The 21023-nt window shown below is 65.4% G+C and carries 20 protein-coding genes; 6 read left to right on the top strand and 14 right to left on the bottom strand.

The features are described from left to right. Window positions 1-92: 92 nt before the first annotated feature. From K5Q19_RS11450 to K5Q19_RS11440, 3 genes are read left to right on the top strand one after another with little or no spacing between them, the layout of a single operon-like run. Window positions 93-1607 carry a tryptophan halogenase family protein gene (locus tag K5Q19_RS11450; RefSeq protein ID WP_292945071.1) on the top strand — a complete coding sequence of 505 codons (1515 nt, stop codon included), beginning with the start codon at window positions 93-95 and terminating at the stop codon, window positions 1605-1607. Between the two features lie 4 nt (window positions 1608-1611). After that, complete coding sequence (locus tag K5Q19_RS11445) at window positions 1612-2988, top strand: putative 2OG-Fe(II) oxygenase (protein ID WP_292945068.1); 1377 nt, start codon at window positions 1612-1614, stop codon at window positions 2986-2988. 43 nt (window positions 2989-3031) lie between these two features. Further along, window positions 3032-4030, top strand: coding sequence for a substrate-binding domain-containing protein (locus tag K5Q19_RS11440; protein WP_292945065.1), 999 nt, complete (start codon window positions 3032-3034; stop codon window positions 4028-4030). Here the strand turns inward: K5Q19_RS11440 and K5Q19_RS11435 are convergent. The 9 genes from K5Q19_RS11435 to K5Q19_RS11395 all read right to left on the bottom strand — a co-directional run bounded on the left by K5Q19_RS11435 (window position 4023) and on the right by K5Q19_RS11395 (window position 13386). Then, the gene (locus K5Q19_RS11435) at window positions 4023-4895 is read right to left on the bottom strand and encodes an ROK family protein (protein ID WP_292945063.1); all 873 of its coding nucleotides are present in this window, start codon (window positions 4893-4895) and stop codon (window positions 4023-4025) included. The two genes, K5Q19_RS11440 and K5Q19_RS11435, sit on opposite strands and share 8 nt — an antisense overlap. After that, window positions 4892-6031 carry a glycoside hydrolase family 68 protein gene (locus K5Q19_RS11430; RefSeq protein WP_292945060.1) on the bottom strand — a complete coding sequence of 380 codons (1140 nt, stop codon included), beginning with the start codon at window positions 6029-6031 and terminating at the stop codon, window positions 4892-4894. Before K5Q19_RS11430 ends, K5Q19_RS11435 begins: the two co-directional genes overlap by 4 nt. Window positions 6032-6099: 68 nt before the next feature. Then, on the bottom strand, window positions 6100-7236 hold the full coding sequence (gene galK / locus K5Q19_RS11425) for a galactokinase (protein WP_292945057.1): 1137 nt from the start codon (window positions 7234-7236) through the stop codon (window positions 6100-6102). Beyond that, on the bottom strand, window positions 7233-8267 hold the full coding sequence (locus K5Q19_RS11420; RefSeq protein WP_292945054.1) for a UDP-glucose--hexose-1-phosphate uridylyltransferase: 1035 nt from the start codon (window positions 8265-8267) through the stop codon (window positions 7233-7235). Before K5Q19_RS11420 ends, galK begins: the two co-directional genes overlap by 4 nt. Beyond that, window positions 8264-10327, bottom strand: a complete 2064-nt coding sequence (locus tag K5Q19_RS11415; protein WP_292945052.1) for an alpha-galactosidase — start codon at window positions 10325-10327, stop codon at window positions 8264-8266. Before K5Q19_RS11415 ends, K5Q19_RS11420 begins: the two co-directional genes overlap by 4 nt. Further along, on the bottom strand, window positions 10320-11660 hold the full coding sequence (locus tag K5Q19_RS11410) for an MFS transporter (RefSeq protein ID WP_292945184.1): 1341 nt from the start codon (window positions 11658-11660) through the stop codon (window positions 10320-10322). The genes K5Q19_RS11415 and K5Q19_RS11410 overlap by 8 nt, the downstream gene beginning before the upstream one ends. A 159-nt stretch (window positions 11661-11819) precedes the next feature. After that, window positions 11820-12443, bottom strand: a complete 624-nt coding sequence (locus K5Q19_RS11405; protein WP_292945050.1) for a flavin reductase family protein — start codon at window positions 12441-12443, stop codon at window positions 11820-11822. After that, complete coding sequence (locus tag K5Q19_RS11400; RefSeq protein WP_292945048.1) at window positions 12443-13117, bottom strand: carbon-nitrogen hydrolase family protein; 675 nt, start codon at window positions 13115-13117, stop codon at window positions 12443-12445. Before K5Q19_RS11400 ends, K5Q19_RS11405 begins: the two co-directional genes overlap by 1 nt. A 26-nt stretch (window positions 13118-13143) precedes the next feature. After that, complete coding sequence (locus tag K5Q19_RS11395; protein ID WP_292945045.1) at window positions 13144-13386, bottom strand: nitrilase-related carbon-nitrogen hydrolase; 243 nt, start codon at window positions 13384-13386, stop codon at window positions 13144-13146. Window positions 13387-13481: 95 nt separating this feature from the next. Between K5Q19_RS11395 and K5Q19_RS11390 the strand changes: the two genes are divergently transcribed. The 3 genes from K5Q19_RS11390 to K5Q19_RS11380 all read left to right on the top strand — a co-directional run bounded on the left by K5Q19_RS11390 (window position 13482) and on the right by K5Q19_RS11380 (window position 16136). Beyond that, window positions 13482-14225 carry an SDR family NAD(P)-dependent oxidoreductase gene (locus K5Q19_RS11390; protein WP_292945042.1) on the top strand — a complete coding sequence of 248 codons (744 nt, stop codon included), beginning with the start codon at window positions 13482-13484 and terminating at the stop codon, window positions 14223-14225. Window position 14226: 1 nt separating this feature from the next. After that, entirely contained in the window at window positions 14227-14826 is a 600-nt protein-coding gene (locus K5Q19_RS11385; RefSeq protein ID WP_292945039.1) for a 2-hydroxychromene-2-carboxylate isomerase, read from the top strand. Between the two features lie 227 nt (window positions 14827-15053). Then, entirely contained in the window at window positions 15054-16136 is a 1083-nt protein-coding gene (locus K5Q19_RS11380; protein ID WP_292945036.1) for a hypothetical protein, read from the top strand. A 41-nt stretch (window positions 16137-16177) separates the two neighbouring features. Here the strand turns inward: K5Q19_RS11380 and K5Q19_RS11375 are convergent, their stop codons facing one another. From K5Q19_RS11375 to K5Q19_RS11355, 5 genes are read right to left on the bottom strand one after another with little or no spacing between them, the layout of a single operon-like run. Next, window positions 16178-17203 carry a hypothetical protein gene (locus K5Q19_RS11375; protein ID WP_292945033.1) on the bottom strand — a complete coding sequence of 342 codons (1026 nt, stop codon included), beginning with the start codon at window positions 17201-17203 and terminating at the stop codon, window positions 16178-16180. Between the two features lie 25 nt (window positions 17204-17228). Next, on the bottom strand, window positions 17229-18380 hold the full coding sequence (locus tag K5Q19_RS11370; RefSeq protein ID WP_292945030.1) for a polysaccharide biosynthesis/export family protein: 1152 nt from the start codon (window positions 18378-18380) through the stop codon (window positions 17229-17231). Next, the gene (locus tag K5Q19_RS11365) at window positions 18367-19080 is read right to left on the bottom strand and encodes an ABC transporter ATP-binding protein (protein WP_292945027.1); all 714 of its coding nucleotides are present in this window, start codon (window positions 19078-19080) and stop codon (window positions 18367-18369) included. Before K5Q19_RS11365 ends, K5Q19_RS11370 begins: the two co-directional genes overlap by 14 nt. After that, window positions 19073-20242: a hypothetical protein gene (locus tag K5Q19_RS11360; RefSeq protein WP_292945024.1), complete on the bottom strand. Its 1170-nt coding sequence runs from the start codon at window positions 20240-20242 to the stop codon at window positions 19073-19075. Before K5Q19_RS11360 ends, K5Q19_RS11365 begins: the two co-directional genes overlap by 8 nt. Before the next feature lie 11 nt (window positions 20243-20253). Continuing rightward, window positions 20254-20997, bottom strand: coding sequence for an ABC transporter permease (locus tag K5Q19_RS11355; protein WP_292945021.1), 744 nt, complete (start codon window positions 20995-20997; stop codon window positions 20254-20256). Between the last annotated feature and the right edge of the window lie 26 nt (window positions 20998-21023).

The raw sequence follows: 21023 nt of genomic DNA, 5'->3' as shown, positions 1-21023 counted from the left end.
GGCGCGGCCAGACGGTTCCGCACCCACCCCTTTTTGCGTAAGCAAAGGCACGTGCCGGAAAACGGCGGGGCATTGTGGAAGGGGTTTGCGTGGTGAACGAAGGGGATCGGCGGATCCGTTCCGTGCTTGTCGTCGGCGGCGGTTCGGCGGGCTGGATGACCGCGGCCATGCTGGCCACCATGCTCAAGCAGAACTGTAAGGTCACGCTCGTCGAATCCGATGAAATCGGGATCGTGGGTGTGGGCGAGGCGACCATTCCCCCCATTCGCCTGTTCAACGAGACGCTGGGCATCAGCGAGGCCGATTTCATCCGCGAGACGCGCGGCACCTTCAAGCTCGGCATCGAGTTCGTCGACTGGGGCTCTGTCGGCAGCCGCTATTTCCACCCGTTCGGCCCGCATGGCCGCAATTTCGATATGGTGCCGCTGCACCAGTACTGGCTGAAGACGCGCGAGGAGCCGGGCGCGTTCCCGCTCGAAGAGCTTTCCATGGCCTGGCAGATCGCCCGCGCCGGCCGCATGGCAAGGCCCGTGCCCGATCAGCGCTCGCTGCTCTCGACTTTCGACTATGCCTACCACTTCGACGCTTCGCTCTACGCCGCGTACCTGCGCAGCCATGCCGAGGCGCGCGGCGTCACGCGCGTCGAAGGCAAGATCGCCGACGTGACGCTGAGCGGCGAGACCGGCTTCGTCGAAAGCGTGACGCTGGAGGGCGGGCGGACGCTGGAGGCCGATCTCTTCATCGATTGCTCGGGCCTGCGTGCACTGCTGATCGAGGGTGCGCTCAAGACGGGGTTCGAGGACTGGAGCCACTGGCTGCCATGCGACCGCGCCGTCGCCATGCCATGCGCCAATGCCGGCGCGCCGACGCCCTACACCCGCTCCACCGCGCGCGAGGCGGGGTGGCAGTGGCGCATTCCGCTGCAGCACCGCATCGGCAATGGCTACGTCTATTCCAGCCAGTTCATGGACGACGACAAGGCGGCGGAACTGCTCGCCTCCCGCCTCGATGGCGAAGCGCTCGGGGACCCTCGCTTCGTGCGCTTCCGCACCGGCCGCCGCAAGCAGCACTGGAACCGGAACGTCATCGCGGTGGGCCTTTCCAGCGGCTTTCTGGAGCCGTTGGAATCGACCTCGATCCACCTGATTCAGGCCAATATATCCAAGCTGATCGGGCTGTTCCCGGATCGCGACTTCGATCCCGCCACGATCGCCGAATTCAACCGTATCGCCGACGCGGAAACGGATCGGATCCGCGATTTCCTGATCCTCCATTACAAGCTCACGCAGCGGCAGGACCACGAGTTGTGGCGCTATGTCTCAGCCATGGAGGTGCCCGATACGCTGGCGCTCAAGCTGGACCACTTCCGCCGCCACGGCCGCCTGATCGCGCGCGAGATGGACTTGTTCGCCCCCGCCTCGTGGCTCGCGGTCCATATCGGTCAGCACAACTATCCCGAAGGCCTCGATCCCCTGATCGAACACCGCGGCATCGATGCGCGCGACTACCTTGCCAAACTGCGCGCGGCGATGGCAGCCGAAGCGGCCAAACTGCCGAGCCACCCGGCCTATATCGCCGGTCTCGTCGGTGCTCCAGCCGCGGCCTGAGCGCGTGTCGGAGCAGCTCGAAGCCGAAGTCTGGCGCGAACGCGCCCGTGCCGCACGCGCCGTGCAGGACATGGCGGGCGCGGACAAGGCGATCAACGAAGCCGCGCGGCTTGCCCCTGACGATCCGCTCACCGCCTTCCTGCGCGCGCAATCGGCGTATGAACTGGGCTACCCGGCGGCCGCCTTGTTTGAACGGGCCGTGCGGCTCTGGCCCGAAAATCCCGATGTGCTGAGGAACCACGCGCTGGCACTCGCTTCGGAGGGTCAGCCGGGCGAGGCGGAAGCCGTGCTCGTCCGCGCGCTTGCGGCAAGGCCCGATTGGCTCGACGGCCAGCGCGTGCTGGCCAGCCTGCGCTACAGCCATGGCGATGCGGACTTGTACGATGCTGGCTTTGCAGTGGCAGTCCGGAGCCAACCGCGCAATCAGGGCCTCTGGCTCGGCTGGTTCACCTTGCGCGCCCAGCAGCGCGATTGGCCTGCCGCGCAGCGCATCCTCGATGAAGCCGCCCGCCAACTTGGCGAGACCCGAGCGCTCGCCGTCGCCCGCGCGTTTCTCGCCAGCGAAACTGGTGCCCTCGCCGAAGCGCAGAGGCGCCTCGCTGCACTGACCGGCGCCGACGACGAATTCCTCGTGCTCTGCCGTATCCGGACCGCCTTGCGCGCTGGCGATCCTGCGCGGGCGCGCGATCTCGCCCTGCCGCTCACCGGCACGCGGCTGGCCGGTCAGGTCTGGCCCTATCTCTCCACCGCGTGGCGCCTGCTCGGCGATCCGCGCGCGGCCTGGCTGGACGGCGATCCGGTGCTTCACGGCCTTCTCGATCCCGGCCTTTCCGCCACAGAGCTTGCCGATCTCGCCGCGCTGCTGCGCCGCCTGCACACCGCCTCGCTGCCCTATGCCGAACAATCGGTGCGCCATGGCACGCAGACGGATCGCTCGATCCTGCTGCGTCATGAGCCGCTGCTCGGCACCGTCCGCGCGCGGCTGATGGAAGCGCTGCGCGATTTCGTGCGCACGTTGCCGCCGCCCGATCCGCACCATCCGGTTCTGGGCCGTCCGCGCGGGGGTTTGCAGATTTCCGGCAGCTGGTCGGTGCGGCTCGGGGCGGGGGGCTTCAATGTAACGCACAGCCACCCGGTCGGCTGGCTTTCGGCGGTGCTCTATGTCGCGCTACCCGATGATCCGGGCCCCGCGCCCGCCGGTGCGCTGCAGCTTGGTGCGCCGCCGCCCGAGCTTGGTGTTAAGCTCCCACCCTATGTAGTAATACCTGCCCGGGCTGGGCACCTAGTGGTCTTCCCCTCCATCCTGTGGCATGGCACTTATCCATTCGCAGCGGGTGAACGGCTCAACATCGCCTTCGATGTCGTTCCGACCTCCGCCTGAAGACATGACTTTGCCATGATGCTCCAGACATGACTGGCCAGAAATGACCGGCCCCAAGACCCTCAAGGAACTCGCCGAGATCGCCGGTGTCACCAGCGGCACGGTCTCGCGCGCGCTGTCGGGCTCGAACCTTGTCACCCCCGCCACGCGCGACATGATTGTGGCGCTGGCGCGCAAGCATGGCTTCACGCCCAATGCCACCGCGCGCAACTTGCGCATGCGCAAGACGAACACGATCGGCGTGGTCATCCCCTTGGGCCACGAAGTGCGGCAGAACATCTCCGACCCGTTCTTCATCACGATGCTGGGCCTGCTGGCGGACAAGCTGACGAACCGCGGCTACAGCCTCCTCCTCTCGCGCGTCGTGCCGACGGACGAGGACTGGCTGCTCAAGCTGGCACGCTCAGGCCAGTCGGACGGGATCATCGTGATCGGCCAGTCGGACCAGTCCGTCGTGCTCGACCGGGTGGCCGAACTTTACCGCCCGCTCGTGGTCTGGGGCTCGCATATTGCGGGGCAGGCGCATTGCTCGGTGGGTTCGGACAATTTCCGCGGCGGCGCGCTGGCCGGGCAGCACCTGCTGGAGCGCGGCTGCCGCAACATCGTATTCTTCGGCGATGCCCGCGCGATCGAGATCGGGCAGCGGCTTGAAGGCTGCCGCTCAGTGGTCGAGCGCGCCGGTGCCCAGTTCAGCGTGGTGCCGACGCACCTCGTGGCGGATGCCGCGCAGGGAGAGATCGGCAAGTATTTCCGCACCAGGACCAATCGGCCCGATGGCGTGGTCGCCGCCTCCGACGTCATCGCCGTCACCGCCATGCGCGTGCTGGCGGAACAGGGCCTTGCGGTGCCCGGTGATGTCAAGGTGATCGGCTACGATGGTCTTCCGCTGGGCGAACACACGATGCCGCCGCTCACCACGATCGCGCAGGATCTGGAACAGGGCGCCGAGAACCTCGTCACCAGCGTGATCCAGCGCATAGCGGGGGAGGAGATCCACTCGGTCATTCTCCAGCCGCGCCTGCTGGTCCGCGAATCTACCTGAGCGCAAACGCCAGGGCGAGAGCGCCCAGCAGACCGGCGTTGTCGCCCAGACCCGGCGGGACGATCAGTTCGTCGATCTTGCCCACGGTGTAGCCACCGTTCGCCGCCAGTGCTTCGGCGCGGATCAGGTCGAGCAGCCCCTCCGTCGCCGTCACGCCGCCGCCCAGCACGATGCGGGCCGGCTCCATCACCGTCTGGAAGGTCGCCAGCGCGCGGCCGATGTACCAAGCGATGATGCGCTTGCCGGGGTGACCCTCAGGCAACTCCGAAAGCGACTTGCCCCAGCGCGCAATCACTGCCGGCCCGCAGGCAAGACCTTCGAGGCAATCGCCATGGAACGGGCAGGTCCCGGCAAAGTCCGGATCCTCCGGATGGCGCGGCATGCGGATATGGCCCATTTCCGGGTGCGAAAGCCCGCGCAGCAAGTGTCCGTCGCTGCAAAAGCCGCCGCCGATTCCGGTGCCGATGGTGAGATAGAGCACCGAGCCCAATCCGGCTCCCGCGCCCCACAGCGCCTCTGACAAGGCCGCGCCGTTCACATCGGTATCGATCGCCACTGGCACCCCGAAGCGCGTGCTGAAGGGCTCGATCAGGCTCGCTCCGCTCCAATGCGGCTTGGGCGTCGGGCGCACGCAGCCGAAGCTGGCGGAAGCGGGGTCCAGATCAAGCGGTCCGAACGAGGCGATGCCGAAGGCGGCGTAGTCCGCGCCCTGCGCTGCAAACCATTCTACTGCCGCGCCCAGCGTTTCCAGCGGGGTGGTCGTGGGGATCCGCTCCCGCGCATGGATGGTGCGGTCTGCATCGGCCACGCCCAGCACAAACTTGGTGCCGCCCGCCTCGATCAGGCCGTAACGGCCCGCGCTCATGCTGCGACTTCCGCGCGGGTCCCGTCGAGAACCAGCCGGAACACCGGGGCCGGCACGCCAGCGAAATGGGCCCGCCGCCATGCCGCATCGCCATGGTCATTGCCCTTCAGCGAATTGGGATAATCGACGAAACCGTGCACGGTGAGTTCATGCGTGACCCACCAGCTATAAGTCTGCACCGGCGCTTCGGGCGGATTGCCTGCGACCAGCCCGCTCCCGTTGAGAGGCAGCCAGGGGCCTCCCATGCTCTCGGCGACCATGCCGTAAAGCCCGTTCGGACCATTGGGTTCGCCCGCCGCAAAGACCTTCCGCTGGGTCGACCAGAACAGGTAGTAGCGTCCAGCGTGGAAGACGATATGCGGCCGCTCCTGCTCGTTGTTCAGCCCGTCGGCGCTCAGCAGTGGCGGCAGCACCGCCCAGCTGTCACCCTCGCGCTTCAGCAGGCCGATGCAGCCGTTCCACGGGCTCGCCGAACCCTTGAGTGATCCGGTGAACAGCAGATAGTCCGCGCCATCAGCGGGATCGCGGAAATGCGCCGGATCGCGGAAGCCCTTGATCATGCCCGGCACGCCTTCGGAGGCGGTCACCAGCACATAGTGCGGTATCGGCCCGCCGGCGATTTCGCGCGGGGTGCTCCAGTCTTCCACCGTGAAGCCGCCGGCGTCGCCGGACAGGGTGCCCGTCGTCTCGAACATGCGCTGGGTGAAAGTGCGCGGCATTTCCCCGCGCAGCCCCGATGCGGTCCAGTAGAGGGTAACCGCGGCGGTTTCGGGATCATAAAGCGCCGAGCCGGCCCACTCGCGGCTGCCGGGATTGAGGTCGCCCGGCAGGGCATTGCCGTGGTCGCGCCATTCGTCCCCGCGTGCGGCCATCAGGCGGATGCGGACAATATCGTGCCGCGCCTCGGGGTCCTCGCCCGCCGGGGCCGAGAGCACGAACCACAGCGTCCAGCCATCGACCACGGCCGTGCTGCCGTCCGCCAGCTGCAGCGGCCAGAGGTCCCACAAGTCGAGGCCTGGCAGCGGGTGGCGCAAGGTCTTGCCATCGACCAGCGGGATCTGGTGGCACGGCTCCTGTCGCAGCGCGCGAAGGTGCTCGCCAGTCCAGTGCGTGGTCGGGGAAGTCAGTACGGACATCAAGCAGGTATCCTGAAACAATCGATTGGAATTGAGCGGCAGCCACCGAAAAGGGACAGACGCGGGACTTATCTCATGACGAGGTTGGCCCCGTCACAGGCGGTTTCGCGCAGCACCAGCGGTGCCCCGCCATCAGGCTTGCGGTAGGTGAGGCCTGCCAGCACCGCATCGGCGCGGTCCGCACGGCACAGCGCGACGACCGCGCCGCCAAAGCCGCCGCCGGTCATCCGCGCACCGCCTTCTGGGCCGATCAGCGCGCGCAATTCGGCTACCAGCGCATCGATGCGCGGCACGGTGATCTCGAAGTCGTCGCGCATCGAGCTGTGCGACGCGGCCATCAGCGCGCCCATCGCCACCAGATCCCCGGCTTCAAGCGCTTCCGCTGCGGCGAGAACCCGCGCGTTTTCGGTCACCACATGGCGTGCGCGGGCAAGGGTCAGCGGGTCGAGCCCGGCGCCTTCCAGCATCGCCATATCGGCATCGCGCAAGGCCGAAACCCCCACAGCAGCGGCAGCCGCCTCGCACTGCGCGCGGCGCTCGTTGTAGGCGCCTTCGACCAGCCCACGCTCGACCCCCGAATGCACGATGAGGATCGCGACGCCCTCCGGCAGCGCGACCGGGCGCACCGCGAGCGAGCGGCAATCGATCATCAGCGCGTGGTCCTTGACCCCGCAGGCAGACGCCAGCTGGTCCATGATCCCGCAGCGCATGCCGACATGGTCGCACTCGCCGGCCTGTGCCATCAGCGCGATTTCGGCCGGCGCGATGGCGAGCTCCGCCAGTTCGGCCAATGCCCGGCCGATGCCGACCATCAGCGAGGCCGAGGAGGACAGCCCGGCGCCCTTGGGCACCGTTCCGCTCACGGCAAGGTCTGCGCCGATCAGCTGGTGGCCGCGCGCGATCATCGCGCAAGTCATGCCGCGGATATAGTCGGCCCAGGGCGCGGAAGGGTTGGCTGCATAGGGGGCATCGAGCTCCCACTCGGCCACGGCGCTGCCGAAGTCGCTGGCGATCACACGGATGCGCCGGTCGCCGCGCGGTCTTGCGGCGACTCGGGTCTCGACGCTGATTGCCACCGGCAGCACGAAGCCGTCGTTGTAGTCGGTGTGCTCGCCAATCAGGTTCACCCGCCCCGGTGCGCGTACCACCAGCGCGGGCGGTGCCCCGAACAGATCGGTCGCCGGGTCTGCCATCGCCAGGTTCATGTGCCGCTCCGGAAATGTGCACCGCCACAGGCGCGCAGCCGTTCCGCAGCTTGCTCGGCGGTCAGGTCGCGCTGCGTTTCTGCCAGAATCTCGAACCCCGCCATGAACTTGCGCACGGAGGCCGAGCGCAGCAACGGCGGATAGAAATGCGCGTGAAGGCGCCAGTGCGCGCTCGGCTCCTGCCCGAACGGCGCGCCATGCCATCCCATCGAATAGGGGAAGGAGCACTGGAACAGGTTGTCATAGCGCGTGGTGAGATCGCCAAGGATACCCGCCAGATCGGCGCGCTGATCGGCTGAAAGGTCCGGCAGCCGCGCCACATCGAAACGCGGCAGCAGCAGCGTCTCGAACGGCCAGACCGCCCAGAACGGGACGATGGCGAGCCAGTGCTCGCTCGCGCAGACCACGCGCGGGCCATCGGCTTCTGCATCGACCAGTTCGGCCAGCATCGGCCGGCCCGTGTTCGCCAGCCAGGCCGCCTGGGTGCGGTCCTCGGTCGCGATCAGTTGCGGCACATGGCTTGTCGCCCAGACCTGCCCGTGCGGATGCGGGTTGGAGCAGCCCATCATCGCGCCCTTGTTCTCGAAGATCGAAACCACGCTGTAGCGCTGTCCAAGGTCCGCCGCCTCGGTGCACCAGCAATCGATCACCGCGCGGCGCTCGTCATCCGAAAGCTCGGGCAGGGTGCGGCCATGGTCGGGCGAAAAGCAGATCACCCTTGCCTCGCCCGTCGCCTGCTCGGCGCGGAACAGCCCGCTGCCCATGTCGGGCGCAGGGGTATCGGGCAGCAGCGCCGCGAAATCGTTCCGGAACACGTAAGGCCCGGTGTAGTCCGGATTGCGCTCCCCGTTCACCCGCGTGTTGCCGGCGCAGAGATAGCAACCGGGATCGTGCGCGGGCGGGCGGGTCGTATCCGGCACTTCCTCCGCCCCCTGCCACGGCCGTTTGGCGCGGTGCGGGGAGACGAGCAGCCAGGTGTCGCTCAACGGGTCGTAACGCCGATGGGGATGTTCGGCCGGATCGAAACTCATGAACGCACCTCAAGCACCAGAACCGCCTCGCCGGGAAGCGGCGGGACGGCCATGCCTACGCGGCTGAGCCAGCCACCGTCCATGCTCGCGAGCTCGCCCTTTTCGGACGCAATCGTATACGTGCGTCCGGGCAGTGCCATCGGCAGCCTGAGGTTGGGCTGATGGCGCATCGTGGTGGGCTGCGTGCGGGTCACCAGCACGACCATGTCCTCGGCAGAGCCATGGGCCTGCCACACCACGCCGTCGCCGACCTCGCCCATCCACACGCGCCCCTGATGCAGGCGTTCGCGAAGGGCTTTGTAGCGCGCGATCCCGGCCATCAGCTCCTTGCGCTCGGTCTCGCCCAGCTTTCGCGCATCAAGCTCCACGCCGAAATGCCCCGGCAGCGCAACGCCGCAGCGGAAGGCCATCGATTGCGAGCGCCCGGTCGAATGCGCCGGGCTTGCACCCACGTGGCTGCCCATCACTTCGGGGGGCATGAACTGGAGGAAGCCGCGCTGCATCTGCGCGCGCGAGACCGCGTCGATGCAGTCGCTGGTCCAGAAGCGGTGCGTGCGCTTTATGATCCCCGCATCGATCCGCCCGCCACCGCCGGCGCAGGCTTCGATCTCCACATTGGGGAAAGCAGCCCGCAGGCGGTCCATCAAAGCATAAGTCGCCAGCACTTGCGCGCGGTAATGCGGCTCGTTTCCGGCATGGACGAGATCGCGGTTGTGGTCCCACTTGAGGTAGCCGATCGGCAACTCGCGCAGCAGCGCCGCGATCGCATCGAACAGATAGGCGCTGACTTCGGGCCGTGCGAGATCGAGGACCAGCTGGTTGCGCGCCTCGAGCAGCGGGCGACCATCTACGTGCAGCGCCCAGTCGGGATGGCGACGATAAAGCTCGCTGTTGCGGTTGACCATCTCGGGCTCGACCCAGAGGCCGAATTCCATGCCAAGGTCGGTCACCGTCTTCGCCAGCGGACCCAGCCCGCGCGGATACTTGCGCTTGTCTACGGTCCAGTCGCCGAGCGAGGAGGTGTCGTCGTCGCGCTTCCCGAACCAGCCGTCATCCAGCACGAAGCGCTCGATCCCGATGCTCGCCGCTGCCCGCGCCAGATCCATCAGCGCGGCTTCGTCGTGCTTGAAGTAGAAGCCTTCCCAGGTGTTGATATGCACCGGGCGCTTGGCCGCGCCAGCCGCGCCGCCCGGCCATGTCATCCGTGCGCGGACGCCGCGGTGGAAGGCGTGCGCCACGCCGTTTGGCCCTTCGGCGGAGGCGGTCGCCAGCACTTCGGGGCTCTGCAGCACCGCGCCGGGCGCAAGGATAGCCTCGCCCGGCGCGAGCCATTCGCCGAGCTGCCACTGCCAGCGTCCGTCGTCGATCCACTCGATCGTCTGCACGTGGTTGCCCGACCACGCGATCTGCGCGCCATAGGCACTGCCGTCCGCGCAGGTCGCCACCGCACCGGGGAAGCAATCGTGCGAGGTCAGCCCGCGCCGGTTCTCGCGCCGCCAGATACTGCGGGTGAGGGGATCGCGCACCGGCACGAATTCCGAATTGTGCCGCCCGGCGAGCGAATGGACCTCCGCCGCGTCTTCCGGCAACGGCAGTGCGGCGGCGGCCAGCCAGTGCACGTGGAGCGGCGCGGCGCCTTCGTTGGAAAGCGCGGTGCGCACGGTCATCACATCGGTCGCGGGATCGAGCGTGTAGCTCGTCGTCACCGCGATCCTGGCCACTGCATCGTGCAGCACGAAGCGCACGGTCTGCGCGTCCGGCTGCTCGACCTCGCATTCGCTCGCCTGAAACGACCAGCCCTGCCCGCCGCGATCTGCCAGCAGCGCGCTTTGCCCGAACCAGCCCATGCCGAAGCCAGGAAACACCGTCAGCGGCTGGTCGAAATGGAGCGAGAAACTGGGTTCCGGCCGTTCACTGCGCAGAGGTGCAGAAGGGCGCGCGCCATCGGGCAGGCGCGGCCCCCAGTAGCGCCACAGCGGCGCTTCGCCGGGAGGGAGCTCCCACACGGCGCTGCATCCCGGGCTTTCCAGGGCGATGATCCGGGGCGCGCGCTCAGGCATGCGCCAGCCCTGCCGCCTTGCGCGGATCGGGCACGCGCAGCATGGTGATTGCGGCCATGACCAGCAGCGCACCGGCAAAGCTCAGCGCATTGCGCGGGTCCGCCCCCAGCACATGGTTGTAGATCCAGCCGAACGTCACCCCGTTGAGCAGCATCGGGATCACGATCATCATGTTGAAAATGCCCATATAGACCCCCGTCCGCTCGGGTGGGATCGAGCCTGCGAGGATGATGTAGGGGTTGCCCATGATGCTCGCCCAGGCAAGGCCCAGCGTCACCGCGATGAGCAGCAGCGGGGTGTGGCTGCCAAGGTCCGGCATCGCCAGTGCGGAAAACAGCGCGCCGGGCGCGGAGGGCGTGCTCGCCACGTGGGCAAGCGCGACCATCCCGATCCCACCCGCGGCAAGGCAGGCCATGTGCACGCGCGAAGCACCGAGTGCGCGCGAGATCGGCACCATGGCCAGCGCCGCCGCAAAGCCGACGAGGTTGTAGAACGCGCCCAGCTGCTGCGTTGTCAGCACGGCTGCGCGAAACGCCTCGCTCGATTTGTCAGCAGTATCGTAGATCGACCGCCCGATCGAAAGCGCGCTGTAGGACCAGTAGATCGAGAAGCCGTACCACTGGAACAGGCTCATCCACGCCATCGAGCGCATGGCTTGCGGCATTTCCACGATGGCGCGGCCGATTTCACCAAGCGTTGCACCTGCAGAGCGCGGCGCGGCAGCGATGCGGGCCTTCTCGTCCTCGCTCAGCGGCAATTCGGGCACGCGCCAGATCGACCACAGGATCGTGGTGATCGAAAGCACCGCGCCCACCATGAACGAGATATGCGTGATCGTCGGGATATTGTGTGCATCCACCGCATTGCGGTCGATCCCCACCCAGTAGACGAGGATCGAAGGCGAAAGGAACGCCAGGCACTGCGCAAGGCCAGTGAACGCACTCTGGCTGAGATAGCCGATCTCGTGCTGGCTCTCGTCCAGCCGGTCGCTCACATAGGCGCGGTAGGGTTCCATCGTGATGTTGTTGCCGGCGTCGAGCAGCCACAGCAGGCTCGCCGCCATCAGGATGCTGGCGGAAAACGGCATGAACAGCAGACCAAGGCTGCACATCACCGCGCCGATCAGGAAATAGGGCGTGCGCCGGCCGAAGCGCGAGTTGGTCCGGTCGGAAAGCGCGCCCACCAGCGGCTGGATCAGCAAGCCTGTCATGGGTCCCGCCAGTTGCAGGATCGGCAGGTTCGACTCATCCGCGCCGAGCCAGGAATAGATCGGCACCATGTTGCCCTGTTGCAGCCCGAAACTGAACTGCAGGCCGAGGAACCCGAGGTTCATCTCGATGACGCGCAGAAGCGGGAGGATCGGCTTGCGCTGGGCCGGGGTCCGCTCGTTTCCTTGGGAATGGGTCACGCTCAACGGTACTCTCCCGCACGACTCTCATTGGAGCCTTTGTGACCGTCTACCCTAGCAAACAGAATGATTCAATCGAGTGAATCAAATTGTTCCGGGACGATAGACGGGCCTTTCCAGCGCCCGGTCGGTCTGGATCCGGGTATAGCCGCCCACGCCGTGAACCCGGCCCATCAGCTGCATCGCCACCGGATCGGGCCGCAGGTTCGAAGGATCGACGAAGCGGTCGTCAATCGTCATCGCCATGACTTCGCCGAGAATGATCGTGCTGCCCGGCGGCGCGTCGATGGCCTGATAGAGCCTGCATTCGAGGCTCACCGGAGCCCCTGCGATGCGCGGCGGCGCAACAAGTTCGCTCGGGCTCATCTCGAGGCCCGCAAGCATCGCCTCATCGACTTCGGGCGGCGCATCCACGCAAGTCACGTTCATCGCCTCGAGCATCGGCTCGCTCACCAGATTGACGACGAATTCCTGCGTTTCCAGAATGTTGGCCGCCGTATCCTTGAGGCCGCCACCGCTCCCTCGCATCGCGCCCAGCACCACCAGCGGCGGCGCGGCCGATATCATGTTGAAGAAGCTGTAGGGCGCGACATTGCCCACGCCCGCCGCAGACCGCGTCGAAACCCACGCAATCGGACGCGGCACCACGGACCCGGCCAGCAGCTTGTAGCGCTCGGCACCGCTGAGCGCGTCCATCCTGAGGTGCATCAGGCTTCGTCCTCGATCCACGCCACCGCCGGCTTGGCGCGCCTGTCCACCGTGAGGCGGAAAACATCGGGCCGCGAGTAATGCCCCACCGCGTCGAAATCATAGCGCGCGCGGGCAATCTCTGCGGGATCGATCTCGGCATAGAGCACCGTCTCGCCGCTGTAGTCTGGGCCTGCCAGCACTTCACCCAGCGGTCCGATGATCAGGCTGCCGCCGCGCATCAGCACGGTATCGGGATCCTCGCCCAGCACGCATTCCTGCCCCTCGGGCAGATCGCGCCGCCGCAGGAACTGGCAGGCGGAGAGCACGTGGCAGCGCCCCTCCAGCGCGATATGGCGCATGGTTGAAACCCAGCCGTCGCGGTCGTCCGCTGTCGGCGCGCAGTAGAGTGTCACGCCTTGCCCATACATCGCCATGCGCAGCATCGGCATGTAGTTTTCCCAGCAGATCACCGCGCCCACCGTCCCCAGCGCGGTCTCCACAGCGGGCAGGGTGGGGCCATCGCCGAAGCCCCAGACAAGGCGCTCGGCAGCGGTCGGCATCAGCTTGCGATGGTGCGCCATGGTGCCCGCCGTCCCGTCGATGATCAGCGCGGTGCAATAGAGCGTCGAGCCGAGGCGCTCGATCACGCCGATCACCACGACCATGCCTGCGGCCCCCGCCGCCTCACGCACAGCCGCGATCTCCGGCCCGTCCAGCGCTACGGATGCGGCATGGTACCGCGCATAAGCCTCGCGTCCTTCCGGCAGCCGCAGCCCGATCGGCGCGCCAAACCGTGCTCCCTTGGGTAGCCGCCGATGAAGGCTTCGGGAAACACCGCCAGCCGCGCGCCCGCAGCTCCGGCTTCGACGATCAAACGGGCAGCCTTGGCGGCGGATGCTGCGCTGCCTGCGGGATCGGATGCCGCTTGCACAACAGCGGCGCGAAAGGGAGAGTTGCTCATGGTGCGCAATCTAGCAGCGGCCTTTCGCTCGGGCGATTGCTAACTTCATGTTCTGCGCGGTACGAAGAATGCCAACAGAGGAAAGGGAGAGCGTCTTGAGCGAACCAGCCAGCAACGGCGTGTGCCTCGTCATCGGTGCGGGCGACGGTCTGGGCGGCGCCATCGCGCGGGCCTTCGCGCGCACCGGCCTTACCGTCTGCGTTACCCGCCGCGCTCGCCATCTGGATCAGCTCGAAGCGCTCTGCGCCGAGATTCGCGCCACTGGCGGCGCGGCGCATGCCTTTGGCGTTGATGCCCGCTCCGAAGAGGAAACCGTGGCCCTGTTCGACCGGATCGAGCGCGAAATTGGCCCCATTGCCGTCACCGTGTTCAACATCGGCGCCAATGTCCGCTTCGGCATCCGCGAGACGACCTCGCGCGTCTTCACCAAGGTCTGGGAAATGGCCTGCTTTGCGGGCTTCCTTGCCGGGCGAGAGGCAGCGCGTGTGATGGCGCCGCGTGGGGCAGGCACGATTCTCTTCACCGGCGCCACCGGCTCGCTGCGCGGCGGGGCAGGCTTTGCTGCCTTCGCGGCCGCCAAGCACGGCCTGCGCGCTATTGCCCAGTCGATGGCGCGCGAACTGGGCCCCGAAGGCCTCCATGTCGCCCACGTGGTCTGCGACGGCGCGATCGATGGCACTTTCCTGCGCTCGCGGGTGGAGGATGTCGCGCCGCTGCTGGCTGAAGACTCGGTGCTCAAGCCCGAAGATGCCGCCGAGGCTTTCGTCTGGCTGCACCAGCAACCCCGCTCGTCCTGGACGCACGAGCTTGACCTTCGCCCCTGGCAGGAGCGCTTCTGACATGACCAAGACCATCGAGTTCATCTTCGATTTCGTCAGCCCCAACGGCTATCTCGCCTGGTGGCCGCTTAAGGCGCTTGCCGCCCGCAAGGGGGCAACGATCACGATTATACCGACGCTCCTCGGCGGCATGCACAAGCTCACCGGCAATGCGCCGCCTTTCATTCGCGATGCCGAGATCAAGGGCAAGAACGCCTATGCCCAGCTGGAAATGCAGCGCTTCATCGCCCGCCACGGCCTCACGAAGTTCCGCATGAATCCGGCGTTCCCGTTCCGCTCGGTCGAACTTCTGCGCCTGCTGCTCGCCGCCATCGATCTCGGCTGCGGCGAGCCATGTGCGGAAGCCTTTCTCCGCGCGGTCTGGGAGGAGGGGCTCGATCCTTCCGACAGCGCCGCCGTCGAGGCGGTGATGGCCGCGGCCGGCCTTCCCGCCGCCGCGCTGGCAGAGGGCGCCCAGTCCGCTGCGGTGAAGGACCGGCTCGCAGCCAACACGCAGGCCGCCGTCGATCGCGGGGCTTTCGGTATCCCGACCTTCTTCGTGGAAGGCGAGATGTTCTTCGGCAAGGAACGCCTTGGCCAGATCGAGGAGATGCTCGGCTGAACTAGCATCTGCACACGGCACGGCTCGGACCGCGCGAATGTGCACATGCGGATTGAACAGTCCTGCCCCGGCTGGCTATAGCAGCATCGCCATTTCAACGCCTTGGCCCGAAGCGGACCACATCTTGTGACAAGCCTGCCGGTGATTCGAACACTGCCGTCTGCCCGGTGCGCAACGCCGGCGGTTTGCCCCGCGGCGGTTGCTCTGTGTGCCCTGGCGGCGCTGCGATGACGGCTGACCACGGCGCGGCTCCCGCTCCCCGGCGCCGGCGCAAGTCGACCGCACTGGCGCCGCTGCCTGCCGGGCCAGAGCACTTCGGACTGATCTGCGGCCTGCCCACTTCGCTCACCTACCTCGCCGCCGACTTCGCTCGAGACCTCATGCAGCGCGCCTATGGCTCGTGCGAGGTGATCCCGTTCAACTCCATGTCTGAGGAGACTGTCAGGCGCCTGGCCGGTGCGAGCATCGAGCCGAAGCTGCTTCTTTCGGAAGTCCCCGATGATTCCATAGTACGTTATGCGACGGCTGAACGATTTCCCGTCGTCGTCGTAGATCAGGGATTTGCCGAGGCCTGCCGCGATTTCATTTCGGCGCGAGATCTGGCGTTGCTTGATGCGGCACGCTCAATCAGTCGCGCGCAAATCGGATCGATCGCGATTTCAGCCATAGAGCGCGCCATCATCATCCGACCCGAATTCGACGCGCCAGCTGGCCAGCTCGCCCAGAAGATTGCAGCCGTATTGGGCGTTGCCCATGACGCGCTCACTGCGATGATCCGTGATCGGGCCCTTGATCGACCACTGGAGGCACTTCTCTGCGAGCATTTCAGTCATGGTGCATTTGTCGGTGACGACAGGGATGAGGGCACGTTGGCGCAGCTCGACCGCATCTACTCTCTGACCATGACTCGCCAACAAGAGCGCTTCAACCTTCCGGTTGCCGTCCTTGTTGATGGCAAGCCGCCGCATTTGCCCATGACTGGGCCGATCGAACTGGTGGGCCCGGCGCGATGCCTGACATTTGGTCCCTACTTCAATTTCCCGGCGGGGCACTGGGAAGCAAGCATCGAGTTCTTTGCCGACGGGAACGTGCCCGCCAACAGCTTCCGGATCGATTTGTTGGCGGATCGCGAAGCCAAGGTTGACCACCAGTTTCAAATCGAAGGAGGCGGCAGTTACCGCCTTACCTTCGACTTTGAGATTCAGGATCAATACCAACCTATAGAAATTCGAACGTTCATCTGCAGTGGTGCAATATCTGGAAGATTCTGCCTTACCGCTTTAAGTCTTAGCCCAAAGACTAAGCCGTAATCGGTAAAGTATTGAATCAAGGAATATAGTTTCCCGGGCTTTTAACCCTTTTCCACGACGACGCCGTAGCAAGTGCTGGGAAAGCCATCAATCGACAGTTTGAGGTGCGCGGGGAACTCATCCTTTGGTTCATTGACCCAAGGATATACCCCGAACGGAGGTAAATCGACGAAGCGATCAAGAGGGCCGTCGCCGACATCGAAACTGATCGGTTCTGCGCGGTGTCCTGCCGAAATCAACCGACGGGCCAAGTCCTCGAAATGTTGCTGCTGGAACAGGACTGTACCCCAATTGTCAATGGTCGGCCCCGGCATGAAATTGAATTCGGTAGTGTGAACCGTGATCCCACCTGCCTTGAGCGTCGCAAGGCTATTCTCAACCACCTTGAGACCAAGTTCGATCGATCCGACATGCTCGATTGCGCAAATCGACCAGCAGAAGTCAAAATCGCGCAAGTGTTCCGGGATTGCGTTCATGTCGACAAATTCAAGGCTGACATGCCGGTCGAACAGAGCCTTGGATACAAGGTGCGGCCGCCAGATTTTCTCCAGACTGTCGGTATGCTGTGCTGTCTGTCGCCAACCCTGGGCGCTGGCATGATCCGCCGGCAGGTCGGTAGCTACGACGTCCACGCCCTTGCTCGCCAGATAGCTGGGTATGGCTTCTTCGCCGCAACCGAAACCGAGCCCGCGCTTGCCGGGCGCAATCATGCCGTGGACCCACAAATTGTGGAGAACGTAAGGCAGTTCCCAGAGTTTCCGGTGATAGAGCGGCTTGATTCCCAGCTCGTGGCACCAGAATGCGGCCCAATCGCTCTCGATGTCTGCTTGCGTCGAAGCCCGCCAGCCCAGTTTGACCGGCTGCGGGGATGCCGGAACTTTGGCGATCTGGCTGTCCGACAAGGCTCGTGCGATGTCATAGCCTAGATTCTTCACGTTAAGCTTGACCATGCCGATGTCGCGGATCAGTTCCCACAACGGTTCGGTGTTCGGGTTCCCGTTACTCGGATCGATACTCTGCGCAAACTGGCGCAAGGCGTTGCGAATTTCTTCGTTCTCAATAGGCAATTGCTGACTCCTCGTGTGCTTGGCGTCAATTCGTGATCTGTCGGGCGATAACCAGCGGGGTGAATACCTGCCCGATCATCTGCAGGAGCTTGCCGGGTTGGTTGGCTTCGGCGCCGGCGATGTAGACGACGTCCTTGTTCTGCAGATCGAACTTCTGGGCGAGCAGGTACGAGACCGGCTTCAGCATGTTGATGTGATAGACCACCGGCTGCTCGGGCGCGTCCGGGGACGGTCTGACATAGCGGAACACGAAGACCGCTGCCGGATTGGCGACGTTTTCGTTCGCCCCTCCGGCCAGGGCCAGCCCTTCGGCAAGCGAGGTGGAACGGAGCGGCAGCGGATAGCGGTTGACCTTGTTGGCGCTGCCCAGCACCGAGAAACCGCGCCGCGTCCGGACCACATCGATCCGATCGCCCGGCTCCATCGGCATCCCGCCAATATTGTTGAAGCTCAGCGCATCGACCGGTCCTTCGCTCACCGCATCCCCGCGCATCACCCGCAGCAGCAGGTCGCCGGTTTCGCCCCGGTGCCCGCCTGACAAGGCAATGATGTCGAGCAGGCGCTCATGCGCGGCGGTCAGGCGGACCCGCCCGGGGTTCGCGACTTCTCCGCCGACGATCACCGCGCTGCCGTTCGCAGCGTCGAGCTGGACAACCGCCTGCGGGTATTCCGATTTGCCGCGCAGCTGTTCCTCGATGTCCCGCGCGAGTTGCGCGGGCGTTCGCCCCGCTGCCGCAAGCGTGCCGACATAGGGCAGCGTTATGCGACCGCCCTGGTCGATTTCGATCGGGCCGACCTTCTCGCCCTTGGCCGCCGGATCGAAAGCGCCGCCCTGGCCGGACGAGCCGCCGGAAAAGATCCGCACGCCGACCTCGTAGAAGATGACGCTCACGGTGTCGCCAGGCGCAAGCTGGCCGACCGACGTGCGCCACGACGGAGGAAGCGCCGTGAACCGAGGCAAGGTTTCGGCCTGGGGCAAGGCGCTGACGCCGGTCACCTCCACCACCGCAAAATCGCCTTTGGCCCCGGCCGAGATGATCCGCCGCCCGGTTGGTCCCGCCTGCGGCAAGGTGGCGCAGCCCGCAAGCGACAGAGCCGCCAGCACAGCCAATGCCAGCGTGCGCCATTGTCGCGGCCAGGCCGGGACAGCCGGGACGGTGATTTCACAGCGTTGCATAGATACTGATCGCCAACTCCAGATCGGTGAAAGTCCTGCCATAGCCACCCTTCAGCACCAGTGCCGTATCGCAGTATTCCCGGATGATCCCGATATCGTGACTGACCAGGATCATCGCAGCACCGGCACGATCGCGGAAAAGCGCGTCGTGACACCTTTGATGAAAGCGCTGATCGCCAACCGCGATGACTTCATCGATCAGATAGCAATCGAAATCGATCGCGAGTGTCAGCGCAAAAGCGAGGCGGGCCCGCATGCCGGATGAGTAGTACTTGACCGGCAAGAGCAAATTCTGGCCCAGCTCGGCAAAATCATCGACCCGTTCGATCATGTCCTTGAACGGCTGATCATAGACCCGCGCGATAAAGCGGATGTTGTCATAACCGGTCATCGCTGCCTCGAAGCCGCCGCCGAATGCGAGCGGCCATGACATCGACATGCCGCGAACAATGCGTCCCCCGGTTGGCCGTTCGACGCCGCCGATGATCTTGACCAGGGTCGACTTGCCGGCGCCGTTGCGGCCCAGGACGGCCAGTTTCTGGCCGGGTCCGATCGAGAAATCGATGCCGGACAGGACCTGCTTGGGGCCAGTCGGGGTCTGATAGACCTTGGATATGCCTTGCGCGGCAATCCGTCTGCGCGGCGATGAGCGGCCCTCCGGGACATGGGCCGGCATGATGTCAGGCAAGGTTTCAGTCATCGGCCATCACCAGATCCGAAAGGCTCCTGACGATCCAGAGCAGACCGGCTGCCACCAGCACCACGGCAAGGAGGTTGAACCACTTTCGAGGGTACGCCGGAATGTCAGGGCTGCCGGGGCGCGAGATCCATTCGATGTAGATTCTGTTGCTACTGGCGGTGTTGCGGGCATTGGTGAGCGCGAGGCTGGCGCCCAGCAGACGCTTCTCGGCAACATTCAACCGGACCGATACTGCCATATAGGGCCCGATGCGCTCGGCCAACGAGCCCTTGTCACCGCTTCGGGCGGCAAGTTGCCGACCAAGATCTGCGAGGATCGCGGCGCGGCGGGTCTGCAACTGTTGGATCAATGGGCTGCGCGGCGCGACCCGGATCGTGTTGGCCAGCTCGACATTGATCTGCGAGAGCGCACTGGCAGAATCCGAGCTGACCCCGATCGCGGCGCCCGCTTCCAGCCCGGGTTCGATCACCCCGGTCCGGCGCTGAACTGCGGCCAGTTCAGCCAACTGGGCACCAAGGTCTGCGTCGGCTGCTTTGTATTCAGCCTCGGCCGAGGACACCATGGCATCGTGCGCGCGCGCGTTGAGCTGGTTCACCTTCGCTTCGGCAGCCGCGAGCAGACGCTCGGCCAGACGTTTCGCATCGCTTGCGGTAAAGGCCTGCACCGAAACCGACGTTATGCCGGTACCGGCGTCGAACCTGACATTGATGTAGTCCTGAACGTGCTTGAAGAAGCGTTCCTCGCCTGCCCCGGCCAGCCATGACGGGAATGCGGAAAAGGCATCGACGCCCTCGGCACTGAATATCCGCGAGACGAACTGGTCGGCGTTGATCGACGCGAGCATATCGCGCGATTCGATGTAGGCGACGATCGCATGACTGTCATCGTCCCCGCTGCCGCCACTGCCAACATTGAGGAAGCTGAACCGCTGGTGCGAGCGATCAAGCGTCCGCACCACGAAGCTCATCTCCGAGGCATAGCGCGGTGTCGCGATCACGAAGTTGTAGAGCACGGCGATCATGGCAACGAGCCCGAGCAGCGCCAGCAGGACAAGATCGCGGCGATGCAGCGGGCTGATCGCGTGGGTTTCGCCATCGGCCACACTGTTCAGCAGAACAAGCTGCTGGCGCGGTGCATTGTCGATCTCGGGCTGGCCTTGCATCACGCGGTTCTCTATTCCAGCTCGATATGCTGCTGGGCCTTCAGCGCAAGAACCCAGCCTACCGCATTGACGGCAATCGCACAGAGCAGCACGTAAGCTGCATTCCAGGTGGTCGGCAGGCCAGACCCGAAGTAGCCTGCGCGGAACATCTCGCTGGCATTCACCAGGGGGGACCAGTTGACGATCGACTGGGCCGCTGGTGGGAGCCAGTAGACCATGTAGAACACGCCGGTCAGCGGCAGGATCAGGTACATGATCGGCTGAACGATCCGTTCGAACGCGTCCGAAAAGTGGGCCAATGCCGTGATGACGAGCGCAACGCCGAACGAGAAGAAGGCCATCAGGGTCCAGGCGCCAAGCAGGACGAGATAGTCATCGACCGGCTCGATCACATCGAGCAGGCTGAGCGGGATGTAGGCAACGAAGAAGGATATCAAGGTCCCGATCGATTCCAGCAGGCCCCGCGCGACGAGAATGTCGGCCGGTCGAACGTCGCGGTGAAACAGCAGGCCTGAACCATGGCGGAACGTATGGGTCAGGCGTGCGATCATGTGCCGCCACAAGGTCAGGAAGGTATAGCCGGTAAGCACCAGCGGGATGACGCGCACGCCGTGATTGCGGTCGCCGTAGATGAACGACCACGAAATCATCACGCCCAGGGTCAGCATCAGCGGCTCGATGATCTGCCACATGAAGCCGATGTTGTGGTGCCCAAACCGGGCCATCAGTTCGCGGATCAGCAAGGCGTTGATCACGCGAGCTTTCTTGCGAAGGCGGGGAA

Origin of the sequence: Novosphingobium sp. (assembly GCF_019748365.1) — a bacterium.
GTDB lineage: Bacteria > Pseudomonadota > Alphaproteobacteria > Sphingomonadales > Sphingomonadaceae > Novosphingobium.
This window is presented reverse-complemented; position numbering and strand designations above follow the sequence as displayed.

Excerpts from the sequence above, each read along its gene's own strand:
- K5Q19_RS11440 (WP_292945065.1), top strand. The coding sequence starts at position 3,032 with ATGACCGGCCCCAAGACCCTCAAGGAACTCGCCGAGATCGCCGGTGTC.
- K5Q19_RS11435 (WP_292945063.1), bottom strand. The coding sequence starts at position 4,895 with ATGAGCGCGGGCCGTTACGGCCTGATCGAGGCGGGCGGCACCAAGTTT.
- K5Q19_RS11430 (WP_292945060.1), bottom strand. The coding sequence starts at position 6,031 with ATGTCCGTACTGACTTCCCCGACCACGCACTGGACTGGCGAGCACCTT.
- galK (WP_292945057.1), bottom strand. The coding sequence starts at position 7,236 with ATGAACCTGGCGATGGCAGACCCGGCGACCGATCTGTTCGGGGCACCG.
- K5Q19_RS11420 (WP_292945054.1), bottom strand. The coding sequence starts at position 8,267 with ATGAGTTTCGATCCGGCCGAACATCCCCATCGGCGTTACGACCCGTTG.
- K5Q19_RS11415 (WP_292945052.1), bottom strand. The coding sequence starts at position 10,327 with ATGCCTGAGCGCGCGCCCCGGATCATCGCCCTGGAAAGCCCGGGATGC.
- K5Q19_RS11410 (WP_292945184.1), bottom strand. The coding sequence starts at position 11,660 with ATGAACCTCGGGTTCCTCGGCCTGCAGTTCAGTTTCGGGCTGCAACAG.
- K5Q19_RS11405 (WP_292945050.1), bottom strand. The coding sequence starts at position 12,443 with ATGCACCTCAGGATGGACGCGCTCAGCGGTGCCGAGCGCTACAAGCTG.
- K5Q19_RS11395 (WP_292945045.1), bottom strand. The coding sequence starts at position 13,386 with ATGAGCAACTCTCCCTTTCGCGCCGCTGTTGTGCAAGCGGCATCCGAT.
- K5Q19_RS11385 (WP_292945039.1), top strand. The coding sequence starts at position 14,227 with ATGACCAAGACCATCGAGTTCATCTTCGATTTCGTCAGCCCCAACGGC.
- K5Q19_RS11380 (WP_292945036.1), top strand. The coding sequence starts at position 15,054 with ATGACGGCTGACCACGGCGCGGCTCCCGCTCCCCGGCGCCGGCGCAAG.
- K5Q19_RS11370 (WP_292945030.1), bottom strand. The coding sequence starts at position 18,380 with ATGCAACGCTGTGAAATCACCGTCCCGGCTGTCCCGGCCTGGCCGCGA.
- K5Q19_RS11365 (WP_292945027.1), bottom strand. The coding sequence starts at position 19,080 with ATGACTGAAACCTTGCCTGACATCATGCCGGCCCATGTCCCGGAGGGC.
- K5Q19_RS11360 (WP_292945024.1), bottom strand. The coding sequence starts at position 20,242 with ATGCAAGGCCAGCCCGAGATCGACAATGCACCGCGCCAGCAGCTTGTT.